6 protein-coding genes are annotated in these 12,281 nt (G+C 49.2%); 4 read left to right on the plus strand and 2 right to left on the minus strand.

Annotated features, from left to right (window positions below; translation table 11 throughout):
• On the plus strand, window positions 1-3,159 hold the full coding sequence (locus SG35_RS02355; RefSeq protein WP_044833852.1) for an efflux RND transporter permease subunit: 3,159 nt from the start codon (window positions 1-3) through the stop codon (window positions 3,157-3,159).
• Window positions 3,160-3,330: 171 nt separating this feature from the next.
• Here SG35_RS02355 and SG35_RS02360 read toward each other — a convergent pair whose 3' ends face one another.
• Entirely contained in the window at window positions 3,331-4,170 is an 840-nt protein-coding gene (locus SG35_RS02360) for an isopenicillin N synthase family dioxygenase (protein ID WP_044833853.1), read from the minus strand.
• A 199-nt stretch (window positions 4,171-4,369) separates the two neighbouring features.
• Here SG35_RS02360 and SG35_RS02365 point away from each other — a divergent pair, with 199 nt between their 5' ends.
• Both SG35_RS02365 and SG35_RS02370 read left to right on the plus strand, forming a co-directional pair.
• Window positions 4,370-4,696 (plus strand): lipoprotein, encoded by a 327-nt coding sequence (locus tag SG35_RS02365; RefSeq protein WP_044833854.1) that lies wholly within the window; start codon window positions 4,370-4,372, stop codon window positions 4,694-4,696.
• 400 nt (window positions 4,697-5,096) lie between these two features.
• A complete protein-coding gene (locus tag SG35_RS02370; protein WP_044833855.1) occupies window positions 5,097-7,697 on the plus strand; it encodes an EAL domain-containing protein in 2,601 nt (866 codons plus the stop codon).
• Window positions 7,698-7,800: 103 nt separating this feature from the next.
• Here the strand turns inward: SG35_RS02370 and putA are convergent, their stop codons facing one another.
• Entirely contained in the window at window positions 7,801-11,625 is a 3,825-nt protein-coding gene (gene putA, locus SG35_RS02375) for a bifunctional proline dehydrogenase/L-glutamate gamma-semialdehyde dehydrogenase PutA (protein ID WP_044833856.1), read from the minus strand.
• A 145-nt stretch (window positions 11,626-11,770) separates the two neighbouring features.
• Here putA and SG35_RS02380 point away from each other — a divergent pair, with 145 nt between their 5' ends.
• The gene (locus tag SG35_RS02380) at window positions 11,771-12,247 is read left to right on the plus strand and encodes a winged helix-turn-helix transcriptional regulator (protein WP_044833857.1); all 477 of its coding nucleotides are present in this window, start codon (window positions 11,771-11,773) and stop codon (window positions 12,245-12,247) included.
• Window positions 12,248-12,281 lie beyond the last annotated feature (34 nt).

A 12,281-nucleotide genomic window follows, 5' to 3' on the forward strand; every position in this document is an offset into this window, starting at 1 on the left:
ATGCATGATACCAATAAAGGCTTGATTGCCTGGTTTGCCCGCAACAGCGTGGCTGCCAACCTGTTGATGTTATTTATCATCATCGGCGGTTTGCTGACCGCCACCACCATCAGCAAACAAATGTTCCCCCAGGTTGAAATTAACTGGTTAGAATTTTCTGCGCCTTATCCCGGGGCTGCTCCCCAGGAAGTGGAAGAGGGGATCACCATGAAGATTGAAGAGGCCCTGGAAACAGTACAGGGGCTGGATCGGGTGATCACTTATTCCAACCGTAATTTTTCTTCCGGTTATTTTCGTGTTGATGATAAATATGATCCCCAGGTGGTGCTGGACGAGGTGAAATCACAGATTGATTCCATTTCCAGCTTTCCCGACGGCATGGAAAGGCCCACGGTTGAGCGCATTAAGTTTAAACAGCAAGTCATGTATATCAGTTTGTACGGTGATTTAAGCAACCTGGAATTAAAAGCCCTGGGTAAGAAGGTACATGATGAAATTCAACAGCAGCCGCTGGTGAATATTTCCGAGTTCTACAGTGGCCTGGGTTATGAAATCTCTGTTGAAGTCAGTAAAGACAAACTCAGGGAATATGGTCTGAGTTTTAATGATGTTGCCGCTGCCGTGCGCAACTACTCCCGTAATATGTCGGCAGGTCAGATCCGTGCCGAAAACGGCTATATCAACCTGCGGGTGGAAAGCCAGGCTTATCGTGGGCATGAATTTGAAACCATTCCTGTGATCACCCTGCAAGACGGCACTAAGATATTGCTGGGAGAGCTTGCCGCCATTAAAGACGGTTTCGAAGAAGGACTGCAGTACTCTAAATATAACGGCAAGAATTCCGTTACCTTTTTCGTGGGCGCCTCGGGCGATCAAAGTATTACCGATGTTGCCAAGGTGATGAAGCGTTATGTGGCGCAAAAGCAGCTGGAGTTACCCGAAGGGGTAAAACTCGATATCTGGGTTGATTTTACCTACTACCTTGAAGGCCGGTTAAACATGATGCTGGATAACATGAAAAGCGGTGCTGTGCTGGTTTTCCTGATGTTGGCCCTGTTCCTGCGTATTCGCCTGGCATTCTGGGTGATGATGGGCTTACCGGTATGTTTCCTCGGTACCTTGTTATTTATGCCGATGGAGTTTATTGATGTCACCATTAATATTCTCAGTTTATTCTCCTTTATCATGGTACTGGGGATAGTAGTGGATGATGCCATCGTGATGGGGGAAAGTGCCCATAGCGAAATTGAGGATAAAGGCCATACCATAGACAATGTGATCCGCGGCGTACAAAAAGTGGCGATGCCCGCGACCTTCGGGGTACTGACCACGATTGCGGTTTTTGTTCCTTTCCTGTTTGGCGAAGGGGAAGGTGCGGCAACGGGTAAAGCAATAGGCATGGTAGTGATCTTGTGTTTGCTGTTCTCCCTGGTTGAGTCCAAGCTGATTTTACCGGCGCATTTGGCCCATATGAAAGTGAAAGCCTTTAACCCGAAAAATCCGCTGGATCGTCTGCGTGGCTGGATAGACCGCAAACTTAAAGGGTTTATTGAAAATCAATATGCACCGTTTTTGAAGATGACGATTAAATACCGTTACTCTGTGGTGATGTTGTTTATCAGTTTCCTGTTGATCACCGCAGGTTTGTTCAGCGGCGGTATGGTGCGTTTTGTCGGCCAGCCGAAAATTCCTGAAGATTTCCCGCGCATCACAGTGGAAATGAATGTTGATAGCCCGGAGCAGGCGACCCTGGATACCTTGTTAAAAATACAGGGGATCTTGTATCAGGTAGATGAACAAATAGTGGCTGAATATGGCAAGCCGATGATCGATGACATGCAGGTGGATCTGCGCAGCCGTACCAGTGCCAATATTCAGGTTAAGCTGGTCTTACCCGAGGATAGGGCCATGGATACCTTTGCCTTGTCGGACTTATGGCGACAGGCAATCCCTGCTTTGCCCGGCGTTAAATCCTTTACCATTGATGATAACTTATTTGGCGGTGGCCGTGATGACGGCGATATCAGTTTCCGTCTCGAAAGTAAGGATGATGAGCAACTGATACAGGCGGCGGCTGAGTTAAAAGTGAAATTAAACAGCCTTAAAGGGATCGGGGATGTCAACGACAGCCGTCAGACCAGTGCCAAGGAAGTGCAGTTTACCCTGAAACCGCTTGCCTATAGTTTAGGGTTAACCTTGGCGGATATCGCCTCTCAGGTATCCTCTAGTTTTTACGGTTTGGAAGCGCAGCGTATTCTTCGCGACGGCGAAGAGATCAAGGTCATGGTGCGTTATCCGCAGGAGCAGCGCAGCTCGGTAGGCCATGTTGACGATGTATTGATCCAGGCCCCCAATGGTGCGGAGCTACCCTTGTCTGAATTGGCCAACATTAGCCTGACCGACGGTGTTACCCGTATTCGCCGGGAAAACGGCAATCGTACCATTAATGTCTGGGGCAGTGTTGACGCCGACCAGGTAGAGCCCTTTAAGGTGGTTAATGATATCCGTGAAAACTTTATTCCTAAGCTGTTGAGAAAATATCCTTTGGTGAAAAGTGAAGTTACAGGTCGGATCCAGGAGGAGATAGAGAATAATAACAAGCAAATGCGCGATATGGCCATTGCCCTTATGGTGATCTTTACCTTGCTGGCGGTGCCGCTGAAATCTTATTCTCAGCCCTTTATGATCATGAGTGTTATCCCGTTTGGCGTGATTGGCTCTGTGCTGGGGCATATGATTTTGGGTATGGATTTAAGTGCGTTATCCATATTGGGCATCATGGCCGCTTCCGGGGTGGTGATAAATGACTCCCTGGTCATGGTGGATTATGTCAATAATGCGCGAAAAGCCGGCATACCCTTGAAAGAGGCGGTCATGGCTGCCGGCAACAGGCGTTTTCGTGCCATCATGTTAACTTCGATCACTACCTTTATCGGTCTGGTGCCTATTGTCTTCTTTGAGACCAGTATGCAGGCACAGATAGTGATCCCTATGGCGGTCTCTTTGGCATTCGGCGTATTGTTTGCCACGGTTGTTACCTTAATACTGATCCCTAACTTGTATATTGTGATTGAAGATATACGTAGGGTGCTTGGCCGCGGCAAAGCCAAAGTACGCGGATACTTAGGTTTTGATAGCGATGAAGTGCTGGATACATAATTAACGGCGCATAAAAAAGCGAAGCCAGTTACCGGCTTCGCTTTTTTTATACCTGGAAGTATTTCAGCTTGCATGCTCCCTGCGCGAGCTAAGTCCTTACATCCTGTCAGTAATCCTGCGGCTTCATGGATGAAGAGGAGCAGGGTTTATTCGTCTTTTATTAACGGATAATTACTTAACGCCAAGTTCTCTTAAACGCTCAAGCAGGTAGCTTTCACTGGTATAGTTTTCCGATAACACTACTTCACTGCGCGGGTGTAAAAATAACGGTAAAGAGATACGAGACTTATCGCTGCCTTTACCGCTCGGGTTAATAACCCTGTGGGTAGTAGACGGGAAATAACCGCCGGAGGCTTCCTGTAACATATCACCGATATTGATGATCAGGTTACCGAAATCCGAAGGTACGTCTAACCAGCTGCCGTCTTGTTGCTGTACCTGTAAACCAGGCTCATTGGCGGCAGGCAATACCGTCAGCAGGTTGATGTCTTCATGGGCGGCGGCGCGGATCGCTCCCGGCTCTTCATCACCGGTTAACGGCGGATAGTGCAATACCCTAAGCAGGGTATTAGGCGTATCCTTGATCATATTCGACAGGTTTTCGGAATACTTGGCGGCGACATCTGCCGGGCTGTGCTCCTGCACCCAGTCCAGCAGTTCGGCGGCCAGATCTGAGGCCATTTTATAATAGTTAAGGATTTCATCCTTAAGCTCCGCCGGGATACGTCCCCAGGGATAAACATGATAATACTCTTTGATGTCTTTTTTGGTATGGCCTTTAGCGGTTTCAGAAACCTCAGGACCAAAATAACCGTCCTGTTTTTCAGGATCGAAGGCTAAATCATGCTTTTGTTCTGAATTAAAAAAGGTTTGCCAGTTTTTATAAATGGACTCAACCATTTCTTGCTTGATGGGATGATTGATTAATACGCCGAATCCTGTGTTCCGTAAACTTTCTACGAAACGCTCGGGGGCGTCTTTTGCTGTATAATCTACAACTTGAACTTGCATAATTTTCTCCAAGGGGCATTCAAGCCTACAATTTTACGCTATTTCACGGTTTGAGCAAAGTATGAACTGTCACTACTGTCAGGAAACATTAAAAACAAAGCCAAAAGTTGATTACGATCAATAACAAGGAAATGCTATCTAGTTTAGCCTCTGCTGGCTATAATGCGGCATTGCCGGTCGCAGTTAAGAGAGAAATAAAATGAAAAAATCCGTTTTTGTCGTCCCCAGTCTGTTATTGATTTTGTCTGGCTGTGCCACACAGGAAAAAGCGTGTGAAGATATCACCTTGGTTTCGGAGCAAATTCAGCAATGCCAGGCACTGCAGCGTCAGATCGCCAAAGCAAAAGGTAAGCCTATTTTGCGTACGGAATTAGAACGCCGCTATCAGCAAGACTGTGTTGATATTCGTTATTATCGTGATGAGCACCAGATCGCGATTTGCGGCAATAAAGAAAAAATCAAAAAAGCCCGGACCGAGCCCGAGGTGCAGGAAGAGCTTAAATCAGCCGGCAGTGCAGACCGCTAACCGTAAGCTGTTTTTAGGTAATAAGAAACAATTAAAAAAGCCCGCACCGAGCCCGAGGTGCAGGAAGAGTTAAAATAAGTTACTTCACCGAACTTCTCTCCCGGGGGCTTCCGGGAGAGTCCGGACTCTGTCTCTAAATGGCCTGATGGTCGCTGCTTTGTTTCTGTCACTTTGCTGATGCCGTTTCCTGTAGCGGCGGGAAAAATGGCTAAAGTGATGGCAGTAGTCTTATGTTTACACTTTGACCACTAAATCTCTCCTGTAAATCTTCCCTTATATCAATAGTTAAAAAGTTGTTGCGGCTTCCGTCTATAAATTCACTAGAAATTTACCTCAGAACAGGTCATTATCGGGTGTTAATTGATAATATCAGCCAGATAATTGCAGTAGATTCGTTTAAATGATGGGAAATTCAGCCAAAATCACAGGAACTTCCGCCGATCCTGAAAGTTTGCTTGCACAGGAGCTGGCAGAGACGCGCCAGCAATTCCAGGATTTACAGGCACACCATATGGCGCTGTTTAAACTGACACAATTGTCTCATGATTGTGCCGATTTAAGCGTGTTTTTCCAAGAGGTACATCAAACCATCGCCTCGTTAATGACAGCGAAGAACTTTTATATTGTCATGTACGATGAAACCCTGGCGACGCTGGAATTTGTTTATCATGTCGATGAAAAAGACGAGATCCCCGAGGGGACTATTGCCTATGAAGAGTTTGCAGGTTCATTGACTAATTATGTGATTGAAACCGCCCAACCTTTGCTGGCGACCCCGGAATTGATCACTGAGCTGACCAATAACCGTAAAATTGCCCATATCGGCACCCTGGGACTGGACTGGCTCGGGGTGCCGCTGATCAATGACGGTATAGTGATCGGCGTTATGGTGGTGCAGAGCTACAGTGAAAGCACCCGTTACCAGGAGCGTGATTTAGATCTGCTGACCTTTGCTGCCCAGCATATAGTGGTGGCCATGACCCGGTTGCAGGACCGGGAGCGGTTGCAAAATGCCGTCAGCGCCCGGACCCGGGAATTAATGCAGCAGATCCGCGAGCGGGAGAAGTCTGAATTATTGCAGGAATCCCTGTTCCGCATTTCCGAGCTCACCAATGATGTTTCCCTGGATATCGAGCAGTTTTATGCCCAGGTGCATAATATTGTCGGCCAGCTGATCAATGCGGTGAATTTCTTTATTGCCAAATATGATAAGGAAAATGAAACCTTAGAGTTTGTTTATTATCTCGATCAAAACTCCCGCGATCTGGAAAAAGATTTCCGGCCGAGAAAATTAGCCAATCATTACACCGAACTGGTGATCCGCCGCGGCGAAACCGTGTTGCTTCACCGTGACGATATGATGGCGCTCCATGAAAGCGGCGAAACCAGGAAACCCCAGGATGAAACCAACTCCTGGCTTGGCGTACCCCTGTTCAGTTTTGGTGAAATTCTCGGGGTGATGGTGATCCAGAGCTACCAGCAAAACACCGTTTATACCGAGCAGGATGCCGAATTGCTGAATTTTGTGTCCCAGCACGTATCCACCGCGATAAAGCGCCGTGAAGCGGCAGATTACGAGCGCCGTGCCCATGAACTGCTGGAGCAGCAGGTTAAGCTGAGAACTGTGGCGCTGGAAGATGAAATCAAACAAAGAAAGCAGGCGGAAGAAAGGCTCAAACACACCGCTTCCCACGACAGTTTGACCGGCCTGCCCAACCGCAGCGTGTTTATTGACTTACTCAATCATGCCATCGCCTGCCGCAAACGAGATCGGCAGGCTAAATTTGCGGTGTTATTCCTGGATTTGGACAGGTTCAAGGTGGTTAACGACAGTCTGGGACATCATGCCGGGGATATCTTGCTGAAAATGATCGCCAAAGAGCTCAGGGAAATTGTTCGGGAAGTGGATACCGTTGCCCGGCTCGGCGGAGACGAGTTTGTGATCTTGATTGAAAACCTGATCAGCGAACAGGAAGCACATGAAATTTCCAGCAGGATCACCCGCTTATTGGATCGGCCTTTTACCATAGAAGGGCAACCGGTGTTTATCGGCACCAGTATCGGCCTGTTGTTCAGTGACGACAGATATGACAATGCCGATACCATGCTGCGCGATGCCGACACCGCCATGTATCACGCCAAGGACAATGGTAAAGGCCGTTATGAAGTTTTCGATGCCAGCATGCATTCCAAAGTGCAAAATGCCCTGTCGCTGGAAGTGGATATCCGTGAGGCCATAGGCGCACAGGAGTTTGTTCCTTATTTTCAGCCGATTATGAATCTCTCTTCCGGAAAAATTGCCGGCTTTGAAGCCCTGGCCCGTTGGAACAGCGCCAAACGCGGCTTTGTTTATCCGGATGAATTTATTCCGCTGGCGGAAGACACCAATCTGGTAATGGCGATAGATTTACAGATCATGGAAAAAGCCTGCCTGCAGCTGAAACAGTGGCAAAGCAAATTACAAGACAAGAGCCTGTATGTTAGTTGTAACCTGTTTTGCAATCACTTTTTCAACAAGAACTTGGCGCAGGATATCAGCGAAATATTGGACCGGGTCGGTTTATCCCCCCAACAGCTCAGGGTGGAGATCACCGAGCGCGCTTTGCTGGAAAACAGCGATCAGGTGCTGGCGAATATGCAGTCGCTGAAACAGCTTGGGGTGAAAATCCTGCTGGATGATTTCGGCACGGGTTATTCCAGTCTCAGTTACCTGCACAGGTTCCCCATCGACGTGTTAAAAATCGATAAATCCTTTATCAACAATGTTGATGAAGACGCCAACCACAGGGCCATTATCAAAACCATTATCGACCTGGCCACCAGCTTAAAAATGGCGACCGTGGGGGAAGGCATAGAGAATGTGGTGGATGCCCTGCTGCTGCAGCAAATGGATTGCATGTACGGCCAGGGTTATTATTTTGCCCGGCCGATGGCGGCGGATGCGGTGGAAACCTTTATGTATTCTGCGGGCAACCCGATGCAGACCATGGCGTTAAATTAATATTTCTAACGGCAGACTCAAAGAAATACTTATCTTGATAGAAAAGAAAAGGAGCCAAAGGCTCCTTTTCTGATCTTATGGATATTAATCTGAACGGCCTGGCTTAGCCAACATTACTTTCCATCGTCATCAGGGAGGCATTACCGCCTGCTGCCGTGGTATCGATAGTCACGGTTTTTTCCGTCACTAACCGCTCCAGCAGGTTGCTATAGTTGGTTGCCGTGATCAGCGGCACGATTGCCCCGCTGCGGCCGCCCAGTATCTCACCGCTGAGTTGTTTTAAACCGCTGCCGTGATCTACTACGGCCCCGGCTAAGCGGCTGTCTGCCAGTAAGTCAGGTAAGTGGCCAAGGGCGACTATCTGGAATACGCCTTCTGGCATACCGGCCTGGATCAACAGGCTCTTGATGGCTTCGGCTTCCGCCAGGTAAGTGTCGTCTACCAGGGCAAATACACAGTTGCCGCTGGCCATGGCGGTTAATACCGAAATCAACCAGAAGCTAAACGGCGTTTGCTGGCAACGTAAACAGGCAACCGTACCCCTGGCTTCGAGATAAAGGATGTTGGACTCACCCGTTGGTCCCGGCAGCTCCTGCGGTTTTTCCAGTCTTTTTTCCATGGCTAACAGCTGGCTTCTTGCTTCGGTTAATGCCTGTGGCAGCTGATCTTCCTGGCTTAATACTACTTTGTTGGAAGATAGCTGGGCCAGTAGCTGGCGCAACACGGAAATCCGGTTGTTTAACTGCGTCTGGCTCCAGTTGATTTCGTTGGCTTTCGCCTGGTTTAACAGCTGACCGACTCTGGCGGAGTTGGTTTTGGCCTTTTCAATGGCCTGCGCCAGTTGCTGCTCCTGCTCAGGTGTTAGGTTGACCTGGGCCGGGGTGACGTTTTCTTTTACTAACCGGGTTAGATACAAAGGACCGCCAGCTTTAGGGCCGGTGCCGGATAAACCGCGGCCGCCGAAGGGCTGAACCCCGACCACGGCGCCGATCATGTTACGGTTAATATAGACATTACCGGCACGCGAGCGGCTGGCCAGGTAGCGGCTTTTCTCTTCTATCCGGGTGTGTATGCCCATGGTTAAACCAAAACCGGTGCCGTTCACCTGGTCGATCACTTGTTCCAGCTGATCTGCCTTGTAGCGGATCACATGTACGATCGGGCCGAACACTTCTTTGGTGAGTACCGATAAATCCGAGATTTCATACAGGCGCGGGGTAAAGAAGTTGTGCTGATCTTCCGCTATGCCGGTTTCCAGCTCCGGCCCCTTGCAGCAGTAATGTAAAGTGCCGCGCGATTGCAGGTAATCCACATGTTCATTGAGGGCGCCCAGGGCTTTTCGGTCGATTACCGGACCGACATCTGTGCCTAAGAAGGCGGGATCCCCTAAGTGTAATTCTTTCATGGCGCCGGTGATCATACCGATGATCTTATCGGCGACATCTTCCTGCACGAATAATACCCTTAAGGCTGAGCAACGCTGACCGGCGCTTTGGAAGCCGGAAGAGATCACGTCATCAACCACTTGCTCGGGCAGGGCGGTGGAGTCGACTATCATACAGTTTTGGCCGCCGGTTTCTGCAATTAGCGGTACCGGGTCGCCTGAGCGCTCGGCAAGTTTTTTCGAGATCCAGTTACCGGTTTCGGTAGAGCCGGTAAACATCACCGCCTGAATGCGCAGATCCGGCACTATATGCTGGCCGACTTTGCTACCTCGGGCGATAACCGGGGTTACCACGCCTTGCGGTAAACCGGCTTCCACCATCAATTCTATGGTTCTTAAGGCAACTAAGCTGGTTTGTTCGGCGGGTTTTGCCACTACGGTATTACCGGTGACTATGGCGGCGGAAACCTGGCCTAAGAAAATGGCCAGCGGGAAGTTCCACGGACTGATACATAAGACTACGCCGCGGGAAACCAGGGTGTTGTTTTCCAGCAGCTCTTCGGCACGTGCAGCATAATAGCGGCAAAAATCTACCGCTTCACGTACTTCTGCCACCCCGTCAGGAATGGTTTTACCCGCTTCCTTGGTACATAAGGCGATAAGTTCGTCCATGTGGGCTTCGAGTTTATCGGCGGTATTGAGCAGGATCTGTGCCCGCTCCTTAACCGGCGTGGCAGACCAGGTGGTAAAGGCCTGCTCGGCGCCGTCGACTAAAGCTTTCATCTCGGTTTCATCGACGTGGCGGATATAACCCAGCACTTCATTAAAGTTGGCAGGGTTGGTTACCGGTACTTCACCTGCTTTGGCACTCAGGTCTTGACGGCTGACAAACCAGTTATCCAGATTAGTGCGCATTGCGGTGATTTTGTCGATATCGGTTAAGTCGATACCCTTGGAGTTAATGCGTTTTTTGCCGTATTCGTCGCCGTAAAGATCCAGGGATTGTGGAATTTGCGGGTTGTATTTGTCTTGCCAGCCCTGCACGGTTTCCACCGGATCTACCAGTAAAGATTCTACCGGGATGGCTTCGTCAACGATGTTGTTAACAAAAGAGCTGTTGGCGCCGTTTTCCAGCAGGCGGCGCACCAGGTAGGCCAAGAGGTCGGCATGCTCGCCCACCGGGGCATATACCCTACAGGGTACGCCTTTTTCGCCGACAACCTGATCATAAAGGGATTCACCCATGCCGTGCAGACGCTGGAATTCAAAACCTTTAAGCTCCTGCGCCATTTCTATAATGGTGGCAACGGTGTAGGCATTATGGGTGGCAAATTGCGGGTAGATGCTGTCGCGATATTCCAGCAGTTTTTTGGCACAGGCCTGGTAGGATACATCTGTGCTTGGCTTACGGCTAAAGACCGGGAAGTCGGGGTAACCTTCTGCCTGGGTTTCTTTTACTTCGCTGTCCCAGTAAGCACCTTTTACCAGACGCACCATCATCTGGCGCCCTACTTTTTGGGTCAGTTCACGTACCCATTCGATCACAAAGATACCGCGTTTTTGATAGGCCTGTACCGCGATACCAAAACCCTGCCAGCCGTCGAGGTCTTTATCGGCGAATACCGCTTCGATAACGTCTAAGGAAATATCTAAACGGTCGGCTTCTTCGGCGTCGACGGTAAAGCCGATATCATAGGCTTTGGCTGCCAGTGCCAGTTTTTTCAGCCTCGGGATCAATTCTTCGATCACCCGCTCGCGGTGTGAGAATTCATATCTTGGGTGTATCGCCGATAACTTGATGGAAATGCCCGGGCTGTTGATCGGTCCGCGGTTTTTTGCGGCTGTGCCTATGGCGTCTATGGCGTTGACATAACTGTCAAAATAGCGGTCGGCATCCGCCATGGTGCGGGCGCCTTCCCCTAACATATCATAGGAGTAACGGTAGCCCTTGGCTTCGGCTTCCTGTGCGCGGCTAATGGCTGAGCCGATAGTATGGCCCATGACAAACTGGGTACCCATGATTTTCATGGCGTAGCGTACCGCTTTGCGGATCACCGGCTCACCCAGGCGGCCGACGGTTTTTTTCAATAAGCCGAACTGGGATTGTTTCTTTTCATCGGAATAGTTGACCAGTTTGCCGGTCAGCAATAAACCCCAGGAGGAGGCGTTAACAAACAATGAGTCGCTGTTGCCTAAATGTGAGCTCCAGTCGCCGTTGGCGAGTTTGTCGCGGATAAGGTTATCGGCGGTGTCGGCATCCGGCACCCTGAGCAGGGCTTCGGCCAGACACATCAAGACTACGCCTTCTTCCGATGACAGGGAAAATTCATTAAGCAGGGCATCAACGCCGCCTTTACCGACCTGGTCTTTGCGGATATTCACCACCAGTTGGCGGGCATAATCCCAGGCTCTGGACTTGGCTTCAACATCAATTTCTGCAATCGGCAGCAAATGTTCAAGCACAGCATTTTCGTCGGCGCGGTAATGGTTGCGGATAGTTTGTCTTATTGTATTTTCGGTGGTTAAGGAGCCGTTAAAAATCATGTGTTCACCCGGAAATAGTCATAATAGGGATAAAAAATCGATAGCAAATTCTAATCAATCGTCGGCAGAATGTGTTGGCGAAATTTCGATTTTTCCAGTATTTTATATGGCATGAGTTAACAAATGGCATAGAAAATCCTGAAAAATGAATCAAGTTAAAGCCAGGGTATTAGATCGCATTGATCTGATGATTTTAGATGTTTTACAAAAAGACGGCCGGATTTCTAATGTTGAACTGGCCAAGCAGGTCAATTTGAGTGCCAGCCCTTGCCTGGAAAGGGTCAGGCGGCTGGAAAGTGAAGGCTATATTGAGCGCTACGCTGCGGTACTCAGTGCCCCTAAGCTTAAATATGGTATGTCGGCTTTTATCCAGGTGACCTTAGATCGCACCACCGCCGATGTCTTTAACAAGTTCAGGGAGCAGGTGGTGAAAATCAAGGAGGTGGCGGAATGCCACATGGTGGCCGGTGGTTTTGATTATCTGCTAAAACTGCGCTTTGAAGACATGGAGGCCTACCGGGAAATACTCGGGGTGATCGTTGAGCTACCCGCGGTTTCCCAAACCCATACTTATGTGGTGATGGAGAATGTTAAACAAGACCTTGGTTTGCCGATATTTTAACGGCGAAAGAGGCTTGTTTCTGTTTCTTGTTTTA

The sequence above is a fragment of the Thalassomonas actiniarum genome (assembly GCF_000948975.2).
Taxonomy (GTDB): Bacteria; Pseudomonadota; Gammaproteobacteria; order Enterobacterales; family Alteromonadaceae; genus Thalassomonas; species Thalassomonas actiniarum.

Coding starts and splice junctions, on each gene's coding strand:
- SG35_RS02355 (WP_044833852.1), top strand. CDS start 1: ATGCATGATACCAATAAAGGCTTGATTGCCTGGTTTGCCCGCAACAGC.
- SG35_RS02360 (WP_044833853.1), bottom strand. CDS start 4,170: ATGCAAGTTCAAGTTGTAGATTATACAGCAAAAGACGCCCCCGAGCGT.
- SG35_RS02365 (WP_044833854.1), top strand. CDS start 4,370: ATGAAAAAATCCGTTTTTGTCGTCCCCAGTCTGTTATTGATTTTGTCT.
- SG35_RS02370 (WP_044833855.1), top strand. CDS start 5,097: ATGATGGGAAATTCAGCCAAAATCACAGGAACTTCCGCCGATCCTGAA.
- putA (WP_044833856.1), bottom strand. CDS start 11,625: ATGATTTTTAACGGCTCCTTAACCACCGAAAATACAATAAGACAAACT.
- SG35_RS02380 (WP_044833857.1), top strand. CDS start 11,771: ATGAATCAAGTTAAAGCCAGGGTATTAGATCGCATTGATCTGATGATT.